The organism is Microbacterium sp. NPDC057658, from assembly GCF_042799975.1.
Classification (GTDB): domain Bacteria; phylum Actinomycetota; class Actinomycetes; order Actinomycetales; family Microbacteriaceae; genus Microbacterium.
Genome location: NZ_JBHVHT010000001.1, coordinates 237,228 through 258,166, shown reverse-complemented (window position 1 = coordinate 258,166; position 20,939 = coordinate 237,228). Strand labels below are relative to the sequence as shown.

The following is a 20,939-nucleotide window of genomic DNA, read 5'->3' as shown; positions in this document are numbered from 1 at the left end:
CCATCGGATGCGGTCGGTGTCAAGACATCCCTATCGAGGCTGATGCTCAAGCGTTATAGTGGTGCGACATGTCCTCGCGGGAGGGCACGGTCCGAAAGGTGCACACATGACGCAGCGCGGCGCTCTCGACGCCCCACTCCGCTTCGGGGCGAACTACACGCCGTCGACGGACTGGATGCACTCCTGGCTCGACTTCACCCCGGACGACGTGCGCCGCGACTTCGCGGCCCTCGCCGCGCTCGGCCTCGACCACGTGCGCGTATTCCCGCTCTGGACCATCCTGCAGCCGAACCGCACCCTGATCCGGGCGAAGGCGATCGACGACGTGCGCGCCATGGTCGACATCGCCGCCGAGTTCGGGCTGGACGCGAGCGTCGATGTCATCCAGGGGCATCTGTCGAGCTTCGACTTCGTCCCGTCCTGGCTGTACACCTGGCACGACCGGAACATGTTCACCGATCCGAGCGCCCTGGACGGCCAGGCGCAGCTCGTGGAGCGGCTGGCCGGCGCGCTGCGGGACGCCCCGAACTTCCTCGGGCTCACGCTCGGCAACGAGACGAACCAGTTCTCCGCGCACACCCACCCCTCGCCGTGGCCGGTCACGACGGATGAGGCGGGCGCCTGGATCGAGGCGCTGCTCGCCGCAGCGGACCGGGGCGCTCCGGGGTTGCCGCATGTGCACAGCGAGTACGACGCGGTCTGGTACATGGACGATCACGGGTTCACGCCGGCGCATGCCTCCCGCCTCGGCGCGATGACGACCATCCACTCCTGGATCTTCAACGGCACGGCGCAGCGCTACGGTGGGCGCTCCGTCGCGGCGGACCGTCATGCCGAGTACCTCATCGAGCTCTCCCGCGCCTTCGCGACGGATCCCGCCCGGCCCATCTGGCTGCAGGAGGTGGGTGCCCCCTCGAACTGCCTCGACGAGAGCGAGATGCCCGGATTCCTCGAGGCCACCGTGCGCTCGGCTCTCCGCACCGAGAACCTCTGGGGCGTGACCTGGTGGTGCTCGCACGACGTGAGCCGGGAGCTCGCCGACTTCCCGGAGCTGGAGTACTCCCTCGGGCTGATCGACCAGGAGGGTGCGGCGAAGCCCCTCGGCCGCCGGTTCGCGGAGCTCATCCCCGAGCTGCGTGCCCGCACCGCGGCTCCGGCTCGTCCGACAGCGATCGTCGTGGACGTCGACGAGCAGGAGGTGCCGGTGAGCCGGGCGGCGCTGAGCCCCGGCGGCGCGGTCTTCCAGGCCTGGGTCGACGCCTGCGCCGCGGGTGAGGACCCCGCCCTGGTGACCTCCCGCACCGCACAGGACCCCGCGGCGCTGGAGGCACGCGGCATCCGCCGCCTCATCCACCCCGCCCCGTCCGCCGTGACGCGCTACGCCTCCGTCAACACCGTCGTCTGAGTTTCTTCCCACGTCTCGGAGTCGCCGAGACCCCGGGTTGTCGTCGAGACCCCGGGGTGCGTGCGTCAAGAGCCCGGGGTGTGGGCGGGGAGGCGGGGTCTCAGCGGGGTGGTGGCGCGGTGCTCTCGCGAGCGGTGAGCACCGGGGTCGGGCCCTGGACGCTCGGCAGCGTGGTGCCGGCCTCGATCTGCTGCAGCAGGAGCGTGGCCGCCTGCTCGCCGAGCTCGAACGTGTCGCGGGTCATCGCGGTGATCGACGGGTTGATGAGTCCTGCGATGACGGAGTCGTCGAACGACGCGAGGGAGACGTCGCGGGGAACCGCCCGGCCCATCTCCTGCGCCACGCGGAGGCCGGCGACGGCCATCACGTCGTTGTCGTAGACGATCGCGGTCGGGCGCTGCCGGCCGGAGAGCAGCGCGCGCGTCACGGCGGAGGCGCGGGCGGGGGAGAAGTCCGTCGTGATGACCTCGCCGGCGATGCCGTCCGCCGCCATCCGCTCCAGCACCTCGGCGCGCAGGCGGGTGTGCTCCAGTTCGGCCGGACCGGCGACGTAGGCGATGCGCGTGTGACCGAGGGCGGCGAGGTAGGAGAACAGGGTCTCCGCGACGGTGTCGTCGCCGATCCACACGCTGGGCACCGCGCCGTCCGGGGAGGGCTTCGAGCCGATCATGACGGCGCGGGCGTCCAGGGCCGTGATGCGCGCGCCGCGCGGGTCGTCGTCGCGCGGGTCGATGAGGATGATGCCGTCGACCTGATTCGACGAGCGCCACTGCCGATGCACCTCCATCTCCTCGTCGATGTCGGCGACGAGGCGGAGCTGCAGACCGACCTTGCTCTCGGAGAGGCGGGACTCGATGCCGGCGATGAGGTCGGTGAAGAAGGCCTCGGAGCCGAGGGAGCGCGCCGGGCGGGCGAGGGCGAATCCGACCGCGTTGGCGCGGGCGCCGACGAGGGCACGCGCGGCGGAGCTCGGCTGCCAGTGATGCTCCTCGATGATCGAGAGGATGCGCTGCCGCGTCTCCTCGCTCACGCCGGGGCGACCGTTGAGGGCGAACGAGACGGCGCCGGGGGAGACGCCGGCCATGCGCGCGATATCCGCGATGGTCACGCGTTTCCCCGGGGTCATAGGCATCACCCTACTTGATCGGTTTAGCCTCTCGAAAGCAGCGGAGAACGTGCCGTAGACTCCCGTGCTAGATCGTTTTAGTAGCGACGCGCATCGAACCCCATCCCTCACCGTCGAGCCCGGAGAACCCCATCATGCATGACGACACCTCGCTCACCGTCGGCCGCGTCAAGCGGGTCCTCGACGAGCGCATCCGCCCCGCGATCCACTCGGCCGCGGTTCCCCTCACGGTCGAGGCGCATCAGCTCCCCGGAGAGCCCATCGCCCCGGCGGACGGCCTGGCGCTCTCCTTCGCCCCGGCCGCGGTCGGCGAGCTGTGGGGCCCGGCCTGGGGGACCACGTGGTTCAAGCTCACCGGTCGGGTGCCCGCGGAGTGGGCCGGGCGCCGGGTCGAGGCGCTGATCGACCTGGGCTTCGACGTGAACATGACGGGGTTCCAGTGCGAGGCCCTCGCCTACCGGCCGGACGGCACGCCGATCAAGAGCATCAACCCGCGGAACCAGTGGGTGCCGATCGTGGAGACGGCGGCGGGCGATGAGCCCGTCGAGCTCTACCTGGAGGGCGCGTCCAACCCTGTGCTCCTCGACTACCACCCCTTCCTGCCGACCCAGGAGGGCGACGTCCTCACCTCCTCGAAGGAGCCGCTGTACCGGCTGCGGCGCCTCGACCTCGCGGTGTTCGAGCCCGAGGTGTTCGACCTGTCGCTCGACCTCGAGGTGCTGTTCGAGCTGCAGGCGGAGCTCCCTGCCACGTCGCCGCGCCGCATGCGCATCCTGCAGGCCCTGGACGACGCGCTCGACGTGCTCGACCTGCAGCACATCGTGGAGACCGCCGGCGACGCGCGGGCACGGCTCGCGGACGTGCTCGCCGCTCCGGCCGAGGCGAGTGCGCACCGGATCTCGGCCGTCGGCCACGCGCACATCGACTCCGCCTGGCTGTGGCCGGTGCGCGAGACGATCCGCAAGGTCGCGCGCACCACCTCGTCCATGACCACGCTCATCGAGGAGCAGCCCGACTTCCAGTACGGCATGTCGAGCGCGCAGCAGTACGCCTGGATCAAGGAGCACCGTCCCGAGGTGTGGGAGCGGGTCAAGGCCGCCGTCGCCGCCGGACGCTTCCTGCCCCTCGGCGGCATGTGGGTGGAGTCCGACACCGTGATGCCGACGGGGGAGTCGCTCGTGCGGCAGTTCTCGCAGGGGCAGCGGTTCTTCGAGCGGGAGTTCGGCCTCCGGTCGAAGGGCGTGTGGCTGCCGGACAGCTTCGGCTACTCGCCGGCCCTGCCGCAGCTCATGCGCCGTGCCGGGTTCGAGTGGTTCTTCACGCAGAAGATCTCCTGGAACCAGCAGAACGTCTTCCCGCACCACTCCTTCCTCTGGGAGGGCATCGACGGCTCGCAGGTATTCACGCACTTCCCGTCGATGGACACCTACAACTCGCAGCTGAGCGGCATGGAGGTCGCGAAGGCCTCGCGGCAGTTCAAGGAGAACCGCCTCAGCTCGCGGTCGATCGCCCCGGTCGGCTGGGGTGACGGCGGCGGCGGCACGACGCGCGAGATGACGGGCAAGGCCGAGCGGCTGCGCGACCTCGAGGGCAGCGCGCAGGTGGTGTGGGAGCACCCGGACGTGTTCTTCGACGCCGCCAAGGCCGAGCTGCCGAACCCCGCCGTGTGGGTCGGCGAGCTCTACCTCGAACTGCACCGCGGCACGCTCACGAGCCAGCACGCCACGAAGGCGCTGCACCGGTGGGCCGAGCACGCGCTGGTGGAGGCCGAGCTGTGGGCGGCGACCGACGCCGTGCGCACCGGCGCCGCGTACCCGCAGGCCGAGCTCGACCGGCTCTGGCAGGCCGTGCTGCTGCACGAGTTCCACGACATCCTGCCCGGCACCTCGATCGCGTGGGTGCACCGGGAGGCCGTCGCCGTGCTGTCCGACGTGCTGTCGGATGCGCGCGACATCGCCGACGCCGCGCGCCGGTCGCTCGCCGGGGAGGGCGACCGCGAGCTGCGGTTCGAGCCGACCTCGGTGGGTCGGGGGCGCGCGCTCGGCGCCTCGTGGGTCCCTGAACCCGTCGAAGGGCCGGTCTCGCTCGTCGAGGACTCTTCGGCAGGCTCAGCGACCCACCCGGGATGGCGCCTGGAGAACGAACTCGTGTCCGTGCTGGTCTCGGCCGAGGGGCTGATCGTCTCGGCCGTCGACAAGGCCACAGGGCGGGAGACGGTCGCGCCCGGCAAGGCTGCGAACCTGTTCCAGGTGCACCAGGACTTCCCGAACATGTGGGACGCGTGGGACATCGACCGCTACTACCGCAACAGCGTCGATGACCTCACCGCGGTCTCGTCCATCGAGGCATCACTCGTGAACGGTGTCGCGCAGATCGTCGTCGTGCGTCCCTTCTCGGAGTCGACGATCACGCAGACCATCCTCCTCGCGCCCGACTCGCGCACGGTGCTGCTGCGCAACGAGGTCGACTGGCACGAGACCGAGAAGCTGCTCAAGCTCGCGTTCCCGCTCGACATCCAGGCGTCGCATACCGAAGCCGAGACGCAGTTCGGCTACCAGGCGCGCGTCACCCACACGAACACGAGCTGGGAGGCGGCGAAGTTCGAGACCTCGATGCACCGCTTCGTGCTGGTGCGCGAGCAGGACTTCGGTGCGGCCCTCGTGAACGACTCGATCTACGGGTACGACACGACGCGCGAGGTCGGCGAGGACGGGGTCACCACCACCGTGCGGCTCTCCCTGCTGCGGGCGCCGCGGTTCCCCGACCCGGATACGGACCACGGGCTCCATGAGATCGAGGTCGGCTTCGTGATCGGTGCCGACGCCGCGATCGCGACCGCCGAGGGTATCCGCCTCAACAGCACACCCACGGTGATCCGCGGGGAGCGCGAGGTCGAGCCGCTGGTGGAGGTGTCGGGCGAGGGGATCGTCGTCTCGGCCGTGAAGCTCGCCGACGACGGCTCCGGCGACGTCATCGTCCGGGTGTACGAGGCGCTCGGGCGTCGGGCGGTCGGCGAGCTCTCCGTCGGCTTCGACCACCGTGAGGTGCGCGAGGTGAGCCTGATCGAGGACGAGATCGAGGCGCCCCGCCTCGGCGGCGCCCTCCACCTCCGCCCCTTCGAGGTGCGCACGCTCCGCATCGCACGCTGAGCCCCCGGCCTCCTCGCGCCGGGCGCGCCGCGCCGGATCAGAAACGCGCCTCCCCGCCCTTCGGGAGGCGCGTTTCTCATCCCGCCGGGCGGGATCGCTCTCAGGCGGGCGGGAGGCGGAGGACGTCGGGCGACTCACCGCCGGTGAGGTCGTCGGCGATACGGAGGCTGCGGGCCAGCTCGTCGAGCGCGCCGATGAGCGTGCCGAAGCGTTCGCGGTCGCTGCAGACGGCGGTCAGGGTCACCAGATGTGTACCGGTGTCCCAGGTGTAGGTCGCGAAAGGTGGCGCCGAAGGTGAGGGCGGGGTCGGGACCACGAGCTTCTCGCCGACGCCGAGCCGGGTCGGGAAAGAGGTCGTGTCGTCGTACTCCATCGGCATCGACGCGCGGGCGATCCGGATGTCGGGGGTCAGCGCCTGCACGGTCGCCATCGCCACGACGAGGTCGGGCTCCGCCTTCCACGTCCACGCGAGGACCCGGCCGTCGGCCTTCTTCATGAGCATCGGCGCGGCCTGGCTCATCGCCCAGGCTCCGAACCGCGAACCGGGGCGCTCCGTCGCGCCGACCGCGGCGTTCACCTGACCGAGCAGCATCCGGATCGCGGCCTTGCGGTGCCGGCGTCCCCTCCACCCGAGCGAGTCCGTCACGGGGATCCACAGCTGGGGGTCGGCGTCGGCGTGCAGTCGCATGGCTTCACGGTATCGGCCGAGGCTGAAGGATGCCGGTATGGCTCGGCGTCGGGGACAGGGCCCTCGGGTAGAGTTGCCACCGCCCGACCAGGGCTTCTCCTTGGCCGCCACCCCGTTAGGCATCTCTGTGACCTCCTCCGACGATCCGATCGATGCGTCGCGCGACGCCACCGCCGTACAGCCCCGTCCGTTGAAGATCCTCCTCGGGTGCGACACGTTCGCCCCCGACATCAACGGCGCCGCCCGCTTCGCCGAGCGTCTCGCCGCCGGACTCGTGCAGCGCGGGCACGAGGTGCACGTCGTCGCCCCCAACCAGGCCTACCGTCGCACCGCGCCCCGCACCGAGGTCATCGAGGGGGAGCCGATGACGCTCCACCGCCTGCCCTCCGTGCGCTGGGCCCCGCACGACTGGCTGCGCTTCGTGTGGCCGTGGCGCTCCAAGCACTACGCCCGGAAGGTGCTCGACGCCGTGCGGCCCGACGTCGTGCACATCCAGTCCCACATCGTGATCGGGCGTGGACTCGCGCGCATCGCGAAGCAGCGCGGCATCCCGGTCATCGCGACGAACCACGTCATGGCCGAGAACATCCTCGACCACACGACCATGCCGAAGTTCGTCGACGACCTGGTGCTCAAGTTCGCCTGGGCCGACGCGAAGCGCACCTTCGACCTGACGCGGGCGATCACCACGCCCACGCGTCGGGCCGCCGACTTCCTGGAGAAGACGGTCGAGGTGCGCGGCGTCATCCCGGTGAGCTGCGGCATCGACCGCTCCCAGTACACCCCGGTCATCGCCCCGCGCGAGGAGAACCGGCTCGTGTTCGTGGGCCGGCTGACGGCGGAGAAGCAGGTCGAGGTCATCCTCAAGGCGATGACGAAGCTCGACCCGGCGCTGAACACGACGTTCGACATCGTCGGTGGCGGAGACCAGCGCAAGCAGCTCGAGCACCTGACGGCACAGCTCGGACTGTCGGACCGGGTCACCTTCCACGGCCGGACCACCGACGAGGAGCTGCGGGCGCTGCTGTCCCGCGCGAGCCTCTTCGTCATCGCGTCGATCGCCGAGCTGCAGTCCATCGCGACGATGGAGGCCATGGCATCGGCGCTGCCGATCGTCGCCGCAGACGCCGTCGCCCTTCCGCACCTCGTGCAGGACGGCGAGAACGGGCACCTCTTCACGCCGGGAGACGTCGACGACCTCGCCGCGAAGCTCACCGCCGTGCTGACCGCCTCCCCCGGCGAGTACGAGCGGATGCAGAAGGCGTCCCTCGACGGCGTGGCCATCCACGACATCAACCGCACGCTCGACACCTTCGAGGCGCTGTACCGCGACGAGCCGCTGCCCGAGTGACGCGGATGCACGTCGTCTTCTTCGCCGATCAGCACCTCGACTCCCTCGGCGGGGCGCAGGTGTCGATGCGGCTGCAGCGGACGTTCCTGGAGCGTGCCGGGCACCTCGTGACGGTCGTCGCGCCCCGCATGCACGCACGGCGTGACGACGCTGCACCGTCGGAGGGGAACGTCGACCTCCCGTCGCTGCCGATCACCCTCGACCGGGAGTACGCGATGACCTGGCCGGGGCGGGCGACCGACCGGGTCCTCGACCGGGCGATGGCACACCGTCCGCCCGTCGATCTCGTCCACGTGCAGGCCGACTTCTGGGGCGCCTTCATCGGGCACCGCTTCGCCGCCCGCCACGGGATCCCTGTCGTGCACACGATGCACAACCGCGTCGACGTGGGGCTGGCCGCGGTCACCCCGTTGCACCGCCCTGTGCTCGCCGTGCTCAACCTGTGGCGCTGCGCCGCCCTCCGCGGCATCGGTGTGCCGGTCGGTGGCAGCGACGGGTGGTCGTACCTCCGCGGTCTCGCGGCGGGCGCCGCTGCCGTCACGGCCCCGTCCGGGCACTTCGCGCGACGCCTGGAGCAGAACGGCGTCGCCCGCGTCGTCGACGTCGTGTGGAACGGCATCGACGACGACGTCCGTGCGCAGACCCTCGCAGCGGCACCCGCGGAACGGACGCCGGGGCGCCCGCGCTTCGTCTGGCTCGGGCGGATGAGTCCGGAGAAGCGCCTGCTCCCGTTCCTCCAGGCCTGGGTCGACGCGGGCATCGACGCCGAGCTCGAGGTGATCGGCGGCGGCGGACAGCGCGCCGCGGCCGAACGCATCGTCGCGGGGCGTGCGGACGTGCGGTTCGCCGGCCGGCTCTCGTATGCGCAGACGCTGGAGCGGATCGCCGCCGCCGATGCGCTCGTGCAGACGTCCATCGGGTTCGAGACCCAGGGCATGACGCCGTTCGAGGCGGCGACCCTCGGCACGCCCTCCGTCGTGTGCGACCCCGACATCGCCGCGGAGCTCCAGGGCGGGCTCTGGGCGGTGCCGACGACGGACCCGGCCGCCCGCGGGCGAACCGTCGAGGCGCAACGGATCGAGGCCCTCGCCGCGACGCTGCGGCAGGCGGCCGCGGACATCGCGGACGGGACCGCGCCCCAGCCGGTGCCCGCCGTGGCGGACGCCTTCCGGCAGTCGTCGCGGACGGCCGCCATGATCGAGGTCTACGAGCGGGTGCTCCCGCGATCCTGAGCGGTCAGAGGAACCCGTAGAAGTTCGACGAGAGCCAGCTCAGCACCATCGTCAGCAGGCCGGCGCCGGAGATGCCGACGGCGATCCCGGCGAGCAGCCGCGGCCCTGGGCGGCGTGCCGCGATGAGGCCGAGCACGAGCGCCGCCCCGTAGCCGAGGAAGGTGAGGATGCCCGATGCCCCCTCGATCAGGCCGATCATGCTGTAGGTCCGGTCCGACATGTAGACGAAGGGCCGCGCCAGGATCAGGAACAGATCGATCACCAGGGTCACGAGCGCGACGGTGAACGCGGCGCGGCCGAGGCCGTCGCCGGATGCGCCCGGGGCCGGGGTGCCGTAGGGCGGGATGCCGGCGGATCCGGGGACGAATCCGGGTGCGGTCGGTGACGGCTGCGGGCTCGCCGTGGGGAAGGCCTGCGGGGGCGCGGTCGGGAACACGTGGCCGCCGCCGGGAGCGGGTGCGTACGGTGCCCCCGGGGCGGGGGCCTGGGCGCCGGGGTACTGCGGCTCAGCCGGGAGCGACGGAGGGGGCGGGGCGGCCGGGTCGCCGGCGCCGTCGCGCGAGGGGTGTCCGGGCTGCTGCGGGTCGCTCATGCCCCCGAGCGTAGCCCTCCTCGCGGACGGTCGGGAGGTCAGCGATAGACGTGTCCGGGGTCGGCCTGCGACAGGGCGTCCTGTCCGGCGACGCGGCTCCAGTCGGTGGGGGTGCGACGGTAGCCGTCCCGACGCAGTTCGACGAACGTGGCGACGAGCGCCCAGATGGCGAGGGCGAGGAGGAGGATGAGGAGTAGCATGGCAGAAAAGCTACGCTCGGCGTGATGCTGCCACGAGTGGCGGATCGGGCGCTGTGCGTAGGAAAACTGCCATTCCGGGAGATGTGATGAAGACCGTCGCGTGCGTGGTGCAGGACGGCTTCGCGCCGTTCGAGTTCGGGGTCGCCTGCGAGGCGTTCGGCCTCGACCGGTCGGCCGACGGGGTGCTGAACTTCGACTTCCGCATCGTCGCCCCGCGGCCCGGGGTCGTGCACTCCAAGATCGGCTTCTCCATCAACGTGGAGCACGATCTGTCCTTCGCCGCGGAGGCCGACCTCGTCGTATTCTGCCCGGTGCCGCGCGAGGTCTGGGGTGACATCGACCCGCTCCTCGTCGACCTGGCCCGCGAGGCCGTGGCGCGCGGAGCGTGGGTCATGAGCGTCTGCAGCGGGTCGTTCATCCTCGCCGCGGCCGGAGTGCTGGACGGGCGGCGGGCGACGACGCACTGGATGTACGCCCACACGATGGCCGACATGTACCCCGCCGTCGACATCGATCCGGACGTGCTCTTCGTCCAGGACGGCCGCATCATCACGAGTGCGGGCACCGCTGCCGGCATCGACGCCTGCCTGCACCTGCTGCGACAGGAGCTCGGGGCGGAGATCACCAACCGGATCGCGCGTCGGATGGTCGTGCCGCCGCAACGGGACGGGGGTCAGGCGCAGTTCATCGATCGCCCCATCCCGGTCGCGCCCACGGATTCGCTCGCCGTGGTGGCCGACTGGGCGATGGAGAACCTCCGCGAAGACCTGACGGTCGACCAGCTCGCGGCCCGGGCGCTGATGTCGCCGCGGACCTTCGCGCGCCGCTTCAAGGCCGAGTACGGGGCGACCCCTGCCGCGTGGCTCGGCCGGCAGCGGATCATCCAGGCCCAGCGTCTCCTCGAACGCACCGACCTCCCGCTCGAACACATCGCGACGGACTGCGGCTTCGGTTCCGCGGCCGTCCTCCGGCAGAACTTCGCCCGCGTGCTGGGTGTGACTCCCACCGCCTACCGCGCCCGCTTCTCCTGCGCCGACGCCCTCCCCGCCGCCTGACTCCGCCCTTCCGCCCCGTCCCACCCCCTCATTCCAGCCTGCGGGATCAATTTCGTGCCCCGTTTCCACGCATCCGGCCCACTTTCCGTCCCGCCACGGTCCCCCCCTACCCGCCCCCGCAGTCGTGCGGGATCGAAAACGTGCGCGAGCGCCCCGCGTCCGGGGCGTTTTCCGTCCCGCTTCTGCCCGTCGGCCTCGTGACCGTCCCCCGCTGTCGTGCGGGATCAAGAACGCGCGGCACCTGGCCGGATCCGGAGCGTTTGCCGTCCCGCATCAGGCCGAACGGTCCCGCGACAGGCCCCGGCATTCTGGTCCAGCCCCGCCCGGCGGGCATCGCCCCCCAAGCTCCGCAGCGGATCTCGTCCAACCGAGGGGTCGGTCGCCCGCATCGGTGCGGGATCAGAAAGGTCCCGCGGGATGAGCGGTGTGGTGCGTTTTCGATCCTGGGCGGAAGCGGCGGGGCGGGCGGGATCAGAAAGGGGCCGCGGGCGGAGGGCGGGGGTGCTGTTTTGATCCCGCGGCGCGAGAGGGGGCGGAGGGAGGCGGAGGAGAAAGAGGGGGGTCAGTGCCAGTGGGCGGGAGAGGGGAGGGTGACGTCGCGGACGTCGACCCCGGCGGGCGTGACCGTGGCGACCGCGTAGAGGAGGGACTGCGTCGGGTACCCGTGCGGGCGGTTGTCCCGGATGATGGCGCGGTCGTCTTCCGGAGGCAGGGTCGCCGAGGACCCGAGGAGAGCGGTCCACTCGGCCGTCCAGTCGGCGCTCGCCGCGGCGGGCCCGAGCGCCCGGAACTCCGGGAGCCACGCGGCGATGCGCGGGGTCTCCTCGTCGTCGAGGTCGTCGTGGGCGATCATGTGGGTTCCGGGCTCGATCGGGGTCTCCCGCAGCTCAGCACCGTCCCACGAGAGCACTCGCGCGCCCTCCGGACCGACTTCGAGCAGATTGAAGCCGTGCATCGGCGGGGCTCCCTGCGGAGAACGCCCGGTGACCGCGGCGAGCGGAAGGGTGCCGCGGGAGACGGCCGCGGTCGCGGAGAGGTCCTGCACATCGGCGCGGTTGAGGAGCACGGCGAGGCGTCGTTCGCCGGGGTTCACGGCGAGCCAGGCCCCACCGGCGCGGCGGTCGCGGATGCCGATCACCCCCGGATACTCCTCGGGCCACCACGCGCCCAGGGCGTCCCACTCCCGGGCCGGGTCCTCGTCGCGGACGGCCAGCAGCCGCGCGGATCCCGCAGCCTCGACGTCGATCACCACCGTGCACACGCCTCCGAGTCTAGGTCGGCCGGGGCGGGCGGGGACGGCTCCGCCCGCCCCGGCCCGGGCGCCCGGACCCTGGGGCAGAATCGAGGCGTGAACATCGTCGTGGGAGTCACGGGCGGCATCGCCGCGTACAAGACGGTGCACCTCGTGCGCCTGCTCACCAAGGCCGGTCACGACGTGACCGTCGTGCCCACGGAGGGTGCGCTGCGCTTCGTGGGCCTGCCGACCTGGGAGGCACTGAGCCGGCACCCGGTGACGACGAGCGTGCATGAGGACGTCGCCCGCGTCCGGCACGTCGCCCTGGGGCAGGGGGCGGACCTCGTCGTGATCGCCCCGGCCACGGCGAACTCCCTCGCGAAGATGGCCGCGGGTCTCGCCGACGACCTCCTCGGCACGACGCTGCTCGCGACCGAGGCGCCGGTGCTCGTTGCCCCCGCGATGCACGCGGAGATGTGGCGGAACCCCGCCACGCAGGCGAACATGGCGACGCTCCGGGACCGCGGCGTGCACGTGGTCGGCCCCGCCGACGGCGAACTGGCCGGCGGCGACAGCGGCCCCGGTCGCATGGTCGAGCCGGAGGAGATCCTCGCCGCCGCCCAGGCGCTGATGACGCCGGGCGACCTCGCGGGCGTGCGGGTCGTCGTCTCGGCGGGCGGCACGCGGGAGCCCATCGATCCGGTGCGCTTCCTTGGCAACCGGAGCAGCGGGCGCCAGGGAGTCGCGCTCGCGGCGGAGGCGGCGGCGCGCGGCGCGGAGGTGACGCTCGTCGCGGCGAACGTCGCCGGGGACGTGCTCGCGGAGGCCCGCCACCCGAAGATCCGGATCGTCCGGGTCGGCACGGCTGCCGAGCTGTCCGCGGCGATGAAGGAGGAGGCGGCGACGGCCGACGTCGTGCTGATGGCGGCGGCGGTGGCCGACTACCGCCCGGTCGAGGTCTCCGCCCGGAAGCTCACCAAGGACCGCGGCGGCGTCGGCACGATCGAACTCGTCGAGAACGAGGACATCGTCGCCGCGCTCGTCGACACCCGGCGGGAAGGGCAGCTCATCGTCGCGTTCGCGGCGGAGACCCCGAAGGACGAGGCCGAGCTGCTCGCGCGCGCCCGCGGCAAGCAGGAGCGCAAGGGGGTCGACCTCCTGGTGGTGAACGAGGTCGGCTGGGAGCAGGGTTTCGAGCGTGGCGAGAACGCCGTGCACATCCTCGGTCGCGGAGGAGCCCTGGCGCGGACCGCGGCGGGGACCAAGCGCGAGGTGGCGGCGGCCGTCTGGGACGAGGTCGCCCGCGAGAGGTGAGAGGTAGTGGAGCCGCTCACCGCTGAATGCTAAACTTGAGTCAACCAAACTCAACTTTCAGAAGGAGCATCTCCAGGAGGAGCGCATGACCACCCCGCAGACCGGATCCCCGAACCAGGAACAGCAGTCCGCCCTCGAGCAGTTCGGCATCAACCTGACCGACCGTGCCCGCGAGGGCAAGCTCGACCCCGTCATCGGACGGGACAGTGAGATCCGGCGCGTCAGCCAGGTGCTCACCCGCCGCACCAAGAACAACCCGGTGCTGATCGGTGAGCCCGGCGTCGGCAAGACCGCGGTGGTCGAAGGCCTCGCGCAGCGCATCGTCGCGGGCGACGTCGCCGAGTCCCTCAAGGACAAGGAGCTCGTCTCGCTCGACATCTCCGCGCTCGTCGCGGGCGCCATGTACCGCGGCCAGTTCGAGGAGCGCCTGAAGCAGGTGCTCAAGGAGATCACCGAGTCGGACGGCCGGATCATCACGTTCATCGACGAGCTGCACGTGCTCATGGGCGCGGGCGGGGGCGAGGGGTCGGTCGCGGCTTCGAACATGCTCAAGCCGATGCTGGCCCGCGGCGAGCTGCGGCTCATCGGCGCCACCACCCTCAACGAGTACCGCGAGTTCATCGAGAAGGACGCCGCCCTCGAGCGGCGCTTCCAGCAGGTGTACGTCGGCGAGCCAACGGTCGAGGACACGATCGCGATCCTCCGCGGGCTCAAGGGGCGCTACGAGGCGCACCACGGGGTGACCATCTCCGACAGCGCGCTCGTGGCCGCGGCCTCGCTCTCCAACCGCTACCTGCCCGCGCGGCAGCTGCCGGACAAGGCCATCGACCTGATCGACGAGTCGATGTCGCGTCTGAAGATGGAGATCGACTCCTCTCCCGTCGAGATCGACCAGCTCAAGCGTCAGGTCGACCGGCTGAAGCTGGAGGAGCTCGCGCTCAAGCGGGAGAAGGACGCCGCGTCCAAGGAGCGCCTCGGAACCCTCCGCGAGCACCTCGTCGAGCTCGAGAAGGAGCTCGCCGGACTCGAGGCCCGATGGGCGCGGGAGCGGCAGGGCCTGAACCGGGTCGGGGAGCTGAAGAAGCAGCTCGACGACGCGATCACCCAGCGCGACCTCGCCATGCGCAACGCCGACTACACGAAGGCGTCGAAGCTCGAGTACGAGACGATCAAGCGCCTGGAGCGCGACATCGCCGAAGCCGAGCAGGCCGAGGCCACCGCCTCGAGCGAACCGCGCATGGTGAACGAGCAGGTCACCGAGGAGGACATCGCGGCCGTGATCGCGGCCTGGACCGGCATCCCGGTCGGGCGGCTGCTGCAGGGGGAGAGCGAGAAGCTGCTCCACCTGGAGAACGAGCTCGGCAAGCGACTCATCGGCCAGAAGGACGCCGTCAAGGCGGTGTCCGACGCGGTGCGCCGCTCGCGCGCGGGGATCAGCGATCCCGGTCGCCCCACCGGCTCGTTCCTGTTCCTCGGACCGACCGGTGTCGGCAAGACCGAGCTGGCCAAGGCGCTCGCGCAGTTCCTCTTCGACGATGAGCACGCCATGGTGCGCATCGACATGTCGGAGTACGGCGAGAAGCACTCGGTCTCGCGGCTCGTCGGGGCCCCTCCCGGGTACGTCGGCTACGAGCAGGGCGGTCAGCTCACCGAGGCCGTGCGGCGCCGTCCGTACAGCGTGATCCTGCTCGACGAGGTCGAGAAGGCGCACCCCGAGGTGTTCGACGTGCTGCTGCAGGTGCTCGACGACGGGCGGCTGACCGACGGGCAGGGGCGCACGGTCGACTTCTCGAACGTGATCCTCATCCTGACCTCCAATCTGGGCTCGCCGATCCTCATCGACCCCGTGCTCTCCGTGGAGGAGAAGCGGGAGCAGGTGATGGCCCTCGTGCGCCAGGCGTTCCGGCCGGAGTTCCTGAACCGTCTCGACGACATCGTGATGTTCCAGGCCCTCACCGAAGACGACCTCGCGCAGATCGTCGAGCTGTCGGTCGACCAGCTGCACGACCGGCTGCGCGACCGTCGCCTCACGCTCGCGGTCACTCCCGGGGCGCGGTCGTGGCTGGCCGAGCGCGGGTACGACCCGGTGTTCGGCGCCCGCCCGCTGCGTCGCCTCATCCAGACCGAGGTGCAGAACAAGCTGGCGACCGCCCTCCTCTCGGGTGGCGTGCACGACGGCGACACCGTCCGGGTGGACGTGGCGGCCGACGGCACGGGCCTCGTGCTCACCGCGACGACCCCCGAGCCGGAGGTCGAGGACGACGACGTGATCGAGGCCGAGCTGCTCGACGACTGATCGGGATCGGCAGACGACGAAAGGCCCGGTATGCGCGACGCATACCGGGCCTTTCGTCTGTCGCTGCTCAGGCGCTGAGGACGACGGTCTCCGCGATCGGACGGCGCACGCGCGGGGCGACCTCGCGCTCCTGCAGCACCTCCGGCAGAGCCTCGATGTCGCCGAACTCGCCGACGGCGATGACGGTGGCGGGGGTGAAGCGGGGCTCCAGGTCGGCGAACTCGCGGACGACCTCGGGGTCGAAGCCGCTCATCTGGTGCACGACGAGGCCGTCGTGGTGGGCCTGCACGGAGAAGTGCGCCACGGCCTGGCCGAGGTCGTAGAACGCGTGGCTGATCGGCGTGCCGTCGGCCGTCGCGGTCTCGGCGATCGCAACGACGAGGACGGCCGCGTTGCCGGCCCAGGCCTGGTTGAAGCCCATGAGCGCGTCGACGATCTGGGCGTGCAGCGCGGTGCCGCGGCGGGCGACGATGAAGCGCCAGGGCTGGACGTTGTTGGCGGAGGGGCTCCAGCGGGCGGCCTCGAGGGCGGTGGCGAGCTTGGCCTCGTCGATCGGGTGCTGCGCGTCGTAGGCGCGGGGGCTCCAGCGGCCGGCGAGGACGTCGAGGACGGGGTGCTCGGTCGGGGCGGTGCGGTCGATGACGGGAGTGCTCACGGAAGTGCCTTTCGGACGGAGGGGATCGGACGCCGTCGTCCGGGTACACGGGGGATGAACCGATGCATGTGCATGCATATTCCCGGAACCGTGTGCGCCGCGTCAGTCCAGGAGGTTGCGGGAGGCGGCGTCGGCGAGCGCGGCGCGGACGGCGCGGATCGACGGGGCGTCCGCGGAGACCCGGCGAGCGGAGGAGAAGATCTCCCGGCGCGGTTCGTGCGGGAGCGGGGCGAGGTCGACCGTCGGGGTATCGCCGGCCCACACGAGCTCGGGGAGGAGCCCGACCGCGAGTCCCGCGTGGATGAGCCGGACGTGCGCGGTGAGGTCGGCGAGCTCGAAGCGCACGTCGGGCTCGAACCCGGCGGTGCGGCAGAGCTGCTCCGCCCACGCGCGGGAGGCGGTCCCGGCGGGTTCGAGCACCCACGGCTCGGCGCGGGTCGCCCACAGGGCCGCGACGGGATCGGCGGATTCCGACGCTCCCGGACGCCGGGCGAGCGCGATGGCGTCGTGGGCGAGCACCACGCGGTCGAGGTCGGCGTGGATGGGGCGCGTGTGGCCCGGATACTGCTCCGCGAGGATGAGGTCGTAGTCGCGGCTGGAGACGCCGACCAGCCCGGACTCGGGGTCGCGCTCGGTCACCTCGACGCGCAGGGCGGGGTGGCGCGCGCCGAGGGCTGCGAGCGCGCGGGGCAGCAGGGAGTGCGCGGTGGACTGAAACACCGCGAGGCGCACGGTGCCGGTCACCTCGGTGAGCGACTCGGCGACGGCGACCTGGGCGTGCTCGAGCTGATCGAGGATGCCGATGGCCTCGGCCACCAGGACGTTCCCCTGCGGCGTGAACTGCACGCCACGACCGACCCGACGCAGCAGCGGCACCCCGACATCACGCTCCAGCGCGGCGAGCTGCTGGGACACGGAGGCCTTGCTGTAGGACAGCGCATCCGCCACGGCGGAGAGGGTCCCGCGACGCGACAGCTCCACGAGCAGACGCAGGCGATGGACGTCGAGCACGGCGGTTCCGATCGTTCGGGAAGAGTGAACAGAATCCACTCGAATCGGTTGATAGACGGAGCCTACCGACCGGCTGGACAATGATCCAGCCGCACACGACACCCGGGTGTGCGAGGCCGAGGAAGGTACCCCGCTTCATGACCGTCATCGACGACACCACCCCCCGCACCGAAGAGGTCGCCGCGCTCGTGCAGCGCTGGCTCGCCGAGAGTGAGACCCACCCGGTCGAGCCCGCCGCGCAGCGCCTGTCCGAAGTGCTCAAGGATCCGAACGGCCTCGCCTTCACGGTCGGCTTCGTCGACGGCGTCATGCGTCCGGAGGATCTTCGGGTCGCCGGCCGCAAGCTCGCGGAGCTCTCCGACATCACGCCCACGCTGCTGCCCGGCTACCTCCGTGCCGCCATCAAGGCCGGTGGGTTCTGGGCGCCGAAGCTCCCGAACGTCGTCGTCCCGATCTCGCGGCGCGTGCTGCGGGCCATGGTGGGCCACCTCGTGCTCGACGCCACGCCGTCCAAGCTCGGCCCCGCGATCGCCAAGCTCCGCAAGACCGGCAACCGTCTGAACCTGAACCTCCTCGGCGAGGCCGTGCTCGGCGAGCGCGAGGCGGGCCGCCGACTGCAGGGCACGTACGACTTCCTCGCCCGTCCGGACGTCGACTACGTCTCGATCAAGGTCTCGAGCGTCGTCAGCCAGCTCTCCATGTGGTCGTTCGACGAGGCCGTCGCCGACGTCGTCGAGAAGCTCACCCCGCTGTACCGGCTCGCGGCGAAGGCCGAGGCCAAGGGCGCCCGCACCGGGACCCAGAAGTTCATCAACCTCGACATGGAGGAGTACCGCGATCTCGACCTCACGATCGCGGCCTTCACGAGCATCCTCGACCAGCCCGGCCTGGAAGACCTCGAGGCGGGAATCGTGCTGCAGGCCTACCTGCCCGATGCGCTCAGCGCCATGCAGCGTCTCCAGGAGTGGGCCGCCGCACGCCGCGCCAAGGGCGGAGCGCCGATCAAGGTGCGCGTGGTCAAGGGCGCGAACCTCGCGATGGAGGAGGTCGACGCGAAGGTGCACGGCTGGCCGCTCGCGACCTACGGCACCAAGCAGGAATCCGACACGAACTACAAGCGCGTGCTCGACTGGGCGATGACGCCCGAGCGGCTCGACGCCGTGCGCATCGGCGTCGCCGGTCATAACCTCTTCGACATCGCCTACACCTGGCTGCTCGCGAAGGCCCGCGGTGTGACAGAGGCCGTGGAGTACGAGATGCTGCTCGGCATGGCGACCGGGCAGGCCGAGGCCGTCCGCAAGGACGTCGGCCGCCTCCTGCTCTACACGCCGGTCGTGAACCCGGCGGAGTTCGATGTCGCGATCGCGTACCTCGTGCGGCGCCTCGAGGAGAACGCGAGCCCCGAGAACTTCATGTCCGCCGTGTTCGAGCTGGCGTCGAACCCGACCCTGCTCACCCGCGAGCGGGAGCGCTTCGAGCGCTCTCTCGCCGCGCTCGTCGCCGACCCGTCGGTACCCGCCCCGAACCGCACGCAGGACCGCACGGCCCCGCGCCCTGACGGCACCACGGACGGCTTCGCGAACGAGCCCGACACCGATCCGGCGCTCGCCGCGAACCGTGCCTGGGGCCGGAAGATCCTGCAGCGCTCGGTGTCGTCGACGCTCGGCCGGGACGCGATCGCGGCCGCCCGCATCGAGACCGACGCCGAGCTGGACGCCGTGTTCGCCGCCGCCACGTCCGCCGCCGAGAGGTGGGCGGCGCTCCCCGCCGCCGAGCGCGCCGCCGTCCTGCACCGCGCGGGCGACGAGCTCGCCGCCCGCCGCGGCGAGCTGCTGGAGATCATGGCGCACGAGGCCGGCAAGACCATCGCGGAAGCCGACCCCGAGGTCAGCGAGGCGATTGACTTCGCGCACTACTACGCCGAGCGGGCGAAGGATCTCGAGGCCATCCCCGGCGCCGAGTTCGTGCCGTCGAAGGTGACCGTGGTCACGCCGCCGTGGAACTTCCCCGTGGCGATCCCCGCCGGCGGTGTGCTCGCCGGCCTCGCCTCCGGATCCGGTGTGATCATCAAGCCCGCGAAGCTCACCCAGCGGTGCGGTGCCGTGATGGTCGAGGCACTGTGGGCCGCGGGCGTCCCGCGCGATCTGCTCGCCCTCGTCGACCTCGCCTCCCGCGACCTCGGCACCCGACTGGTCGCGAGCCCCCAGGTCGACCGGGTCATCCTCACCGGGGCCTACGAGACCGCGCAGCTCTTCCGCTCCTTCCGTGCCGACCTGCCGCTGCTCGCCGAGACGAGCGGCAAGAACGCCATCATCGTGACGCCGTCGGCCGACCTCGACCTCGCGGCCGCCGACGTCGCCCGCAGCGCGTTCGGCCACGCCGGGCAGAAGTGCTCGGCCGCGTCGCTGGCGATCCTGGTCGGGTCGGTGGCCGACTCGAAGCGCTTCGAGCGGCAGCTCGTGGACGCGGTCACCTCGATGCGCGTCGGGCTGCCCGATGACCCCGCCACGCAGATGGGGCCGATCATCGAGCCCGCGAACGGCAAGCTCCTCACCGCGCTCACCACGCTCGACAAGGGCGAGCGCTGGCTCGTGGAGCCCCGGAAGCTCGACGACGAGGGGAAGCAGTGGACCCCGGGGGTGAAGACCGGCGTGCGCGAGGGCTCGTACTTCCACCTGACCGAGTTCTTCGGACCCGTGCTCGGCATCATGCACGCGAAGGACCTCGACGAGGCCATCCGGCTGCAGAACGCCGTCGACTACGGCCTCACCGCGGGGCTGCACTCGCTGGACTCCGCCGAGGTCGCGACCTGGCTGGACCGCGTCGAGGCCGGCAACCTGTACGTGAACCGGGGCATCACCGGCGCCATCGTGCAGCGTCAGCCGTTCGGCGGCTGGAAGCGCTCGGCCGTGGGCGCCGGAGCCAAGGCCGGCGGCCCCAACTACCTCTTCGGTCTCGGCGAGTGGCGTGCGGGCGAGCTGCCCGCCGCGGCTCCGGGGGCGGCGGTGACCCCCGCCGTGACCGGGCTGCTGGAGGCGGCCGCGCCCGAGCTCGACCCCGTGGGCATCGAGTGGCTGCACCGCGCCGCGGCCGCCGATGAGCGGGCGTGGATCGACGAGTTCGGCGCCGTGAGCGACAAGTCCGGACTCGGGGTCGAGCGCAACGTGTTCCGGTACCGTCCGGTGGCGGTCGACGTGCGCATCGCCGAGGACGCGCCGTTGGCCGAGGGAGTCCGCGTGCTCGCCGCGGCCCTGCGCAGCGGCAGTCCGTTCACCGTGTCGGCGGCGTCGCTGCCGTCCCGCGTGGAGAAGGCGCTCAAGGCCCAGGGCGTGGCCGTGAAGACCGAGTCGGATGCCGCGTGGACCAAGCGCTACGCGAAGGGCGCCCGGTCGTGGCAGCGGGTGCGGCTCGTCGGTGGCGATGCCGCCGCGCTGCACACGGCCCTCGACGGCAGCCCCGACGTCGCGGTGTGGTCGCACGCCGTGACCGGAGCGGGCCGGGTCGAGATGCTCCCGTTCCTGCACGAGCAGGCCGTGTCGATCACCAACCACCGCTTCGGCAACCCCACCACCCTCTCCGACGGCCTCCTCTGACGCCGAGACCCCGGGTACACGTCGAGACCCCCTGCTGC

General features: G+C 71.6%; 15 protein-coding genes. 8 read left to right on the top strand and 7 right to left on the bottom strand.

Annotated features, from left to right (window positions below; translation table 11 throughout):
- Positions 1 to 106 precede the first annotated feature (106 nt).
- The gene (locus ACFU8V_RS01175) at positions 107 to 1,405 is read left to right on the top strand and encodes a glycosyl hydrolase (protein WP_378868346.1); all 1,299 of its coding nucleotides are present in this window, start codon (positions 107 to 109) and stop codon (positions 1,403 to 1,405) included.
- A 100-nt stretch (positions 1,406 to 1,505) separates the two neighbouring features.
- Here the strand turns inward: ACFU8V_RS01175 and ACFU8V_RS01170 are convergent, their stop codons facing one another.
- The gene (locus ACFU8V_RS01170; RefSeq protein WP_025102633.1) at positions 1,506 to 2,531 is read right to left on the bottom strand and encodes a LacI family DNA-binding transcriptional regulator; all 1,026 of its coding nucleotides are present in this window, start codon (positions 2,529 to 2,531) and stop codon (positions 1,506 to 1,508) included.
- Positions 2,532 to 2,665: 134 nt separating this feature from the next.
- Between ACFU8V_RS01170 and ACFU8V_RS01165 the strand changes: the two genes are divergently transcribed.
- Entirely contained in the window at positions 2,666 to 5,680 is a 3,015-nt protein-coding gene (locus ACFU8V_RS01165; RefSeq protein WP_378868343.1) for an alpha-mannosidase, read from the top strand.
- Between the two features lie 100 nt (positions 5,681 to 5,780).
- Here ACFU8V_RS01165 and ACFU8V_RS01160 read toward each other — a convergent pair whose 3' ends face one another.
- Positions 5,781 to 6,368: a hypothetical protein gene (locus ACFU8V_RS01160; protein WP_025102630.1), complete on the bottom strand. Its 588-nt coding sequence runs from the start codon at positions 6,366 to 6,368 to the stop codon at positions 5,781 to 5,783.
- 121 nt (positions 6,369 to 6,489) lie between these two features.
- On the opposite strand from ACFU8V_RS01160, the gene ACFU8V_RS01155 reads away from it, so the two are divergent.
- Positions 6,490 to 7,719, top strand: a complete 1,230-nt coding sequence (locus ACFU8V_RS01155; protein ID WP_378871762.1) for a glycosyltransferase — start codon at positions 6,490 to 6,492, stop codon at positions 7,717 to 7,719.
- A gap of 5 nt (positions 7,720 to 7,724) precedes the next feature.
- Complete coding sequence (locus tag ACFU8V_RS01150) at positions 7,725 to 8,951, top strand: glycosyltransferase (RefSeq protein ID WP_378871759.1); 1,227 nt, start codon at positions 7,725 to 7,727, stop codon at positions 8,949 to 8,951.
- A gap of 4 nt (positions 8,952 to 8,955) precedes the next feature.
- On the opposite strand, the gene ACFU8V_RS01145 is transcribed toward ACFU8V_RS01150, so the two are convergent.
- Both ACFU8V_RS01145 and ACFU8V_RS01140 read right to left on the bottom strand, forming a co-directional pair.
- Positions 8,956 to 9,543 carry a hypothetical protein gene (locus ACFU8V_RS01145; RefSeq protein WP_303709354.1) on the bottom strand — a complete coding sequence of 196 codons (588 nt, stop codon included), beginning with the start codon at positions 9,541 to 9,543 and terminating at the stop codon, positions 8,956 to 8,958.
- A gap of 38 nt (positions 9,544 to 9,581) precedes the next feature.
- Entirely contained in the window at positions 9,582 to 9,743 is a 162-nt protein-coding gene (locus ACFU8V_RS01140) for a hypothetical protein (protein WP_164498183.1), read from the bottom strand.
- Between the two features lie 86 nt (positions 9,744 to 9,829).
- On the opposite strand from ACFU8V_RS01140, the gene ACFU8V_RS01135 reads away from it, so the two are divergent.
- Complete coding sequence (locus ACFU8V_RS01135; RefSeq protein WP_378868338.1) at positions 9,830 to 10,798, top strand: GlxA family transcriptional regulator; 969 nt, start codon at positions 9,830 to 9,832, stop codon at positions 10,796 to 10,798.
- Positions 10,799 to 11,360: 562 nt separating this feature from the next.
- Here ACFU8V_RS01135 and ACFU8V_RS01130 read toward each other — a convergent pair.
- Entirely contained in the window at positions 11,361 to 12,059 is a 699-nt protein-coding gene (locus tag ACFU8V_RS01130; RefSeq protein WP_378868335.1) for an NRDE family protein, read from the bottom strand.
- A gap of 87 nt (positions 12,060 to 12,146) precedes the next feature.
- Between ACFU8V_RS01130 and coaBC the strand changes: the two genes are divergently transcribed.
- Together coaBC and ACFU8V_RS01120 are read left to right on the top strand one after the other, a co-directional pair.
- The gene (gene coaBC, locus ACFU8V_RS01125; RefSeq protein ID WP_378868332.1) at positions 12,147 to 13,346 is read left to right on the top strand and encodes a bifunctional phosphopantothenoylcysteine decarboxylase/phosphopantothenate--cysteine ligase CoaBC; all 1,200 of its coding nucleotides are present in this window, start codon (positions 12,147 to 12,149) and stop codon (positions 13,344 to 13,346) included.
- 85 nt (positions 13,347 to 13,431) lie between these two features.
- Positions 13,432 to 15,642 (top strand): ATP-dependent Clp protease ATP-binding subunit, encoded by a 2,211-nt coding sequence (locus tag ACFU8V_RS01120; RefSeq protein WP_081811630.1) that lies wholly within the window; start codon positions 13,432 to 13,434, stop codon positions 15,640 to 15,642.
- Positions 15,643 to 15,709: 67 nt separating this feature from the next.
- Here the strand turns inward: ACFU8V_RS01120 and ACFU8V_RS01115 are convergent, their stop codons facing one another.
- A complete protein-coding gene (locus ACFU8V_RS01115) occupies positions 15,710 to 16,297 on the bottom strand; it encodes a nitroreductase family protein (RefSeq protein ID WP_085605667.1) in 588 nt (195 codons plus the stop codon).
- A gap of 102 nt (positions 16,298 to 16,399) precedes the next feature.
- Positions 16,400 to 17,308 (bottom strand): LysR substrate-binding domain-containing protein, encoded by a 909-nt coding sequence (locus ACFU8V_RS01110; protein WP_217583865.1) that lies wholly within the window; start codon positions 17,306 to 17,308, stop codon positions 16,400 to 16,402.
- Positions 17,309 to 17,445: 137 nt separating this feature from the next.
- On the opposite strand from ACFU8V_RS01110, the gene ACFU8V_RS01105 reads away from it, so the two are divergent.
- Positions 17,446 to 20,901 carry a bifunctional proline dehydrogenase/L-glutamate gamma-semialdehyde dehydrogenase gene (locus ACFU8V_RS01105; RefSeq protein WP_378868326.1) on the top strand — a complete coding sequence of 1,152 codons (3,456 nt, stop codon included), beginning with the start codon at positions 17,446 to 17,448 and terminating at the stop codon, positions 20,899 to 20,901.
- The last annotated feature ends 38 nt before the right edge of the window (positions 20,902 to 20,939 follow it).

Excerpts from the sequence above, each read along its gene's own strand:
- ACFU8V_RS01175 (WP_378868346.1), top strand. The coding sequence starts at position 107 with ATGACGCAGCGCGGCGCTCTCGACGCCCCACTCCGCTTCGGGGCGAAC.
- ACFU8V_RS01170 (WP_025102633.1), bottom strand. The coding sequence starts at position 2,531 with ATGACCCCGGGGAAACGCGTGACCATCGCGGATATCGCGCGCATGGCC.
- ACFU8V_RS01165 (WP_378868343.1), top strand. The coding sequence starts at position 2,666 with ATGCATGACGACACCTCGCTCACCGTCGGCCGCGTCAAGCGGGTCCTC.
- ACFU8V_RS01160 (WP_025102630.1), bottom strand. The coding sequence starts at position 6,368 with ATGCGACTGCACGCCGACGCCGACCCCCAGCTGTGGATCCCCGTGACG.
- ACFU8V_RS01150 (WP_378871759.1), top strand. The coding sequence starts at position 7,725 with ATGCACGTCGTCTTCTTCGCCGATCAGCACCTCGACTCCCTCGGCGGG.
- ACFU8V_RS01145 (WP_303709354.1), bottom strand. The coding sequence starts at position 9,543 with ATGAGCGACCCGCAGCAGCCCGGACACCCCTCGCGCGACGGCGCCGGC.
- ACFU8V_RS01140 (WP_164498183.1), bottom strand. The coding sequence starts at position 9,743 with ATGCTACTCCTCATCCTCCTCCTCGCCCTCGCCATCTGGGCGCTCGTC.
- ACFU8V_RS01135 (WP_378868338.1), top strand. The coding sequence starts at position 9,830 with ATGAAGACCGTCGCGTGCGTGGTGCAGGACGGCTTCGCGCCGTTCGAG.
- ACFU8V_RS01120 (WP_081811630.1), top strand. The coding sequence starts at position 13,432 with ATGACCACCCCGCAGACCGGATCCCCGAACCAGGAACAGCAGTCCGCC.
- ACFU8V_RS01105 (WP_378868326.1), top strand. The coding sequence starts at position 17,446 with ATGACCGTCATCGACGACACCACCCCCCGCACCGAAGAGGTCGCCGCG.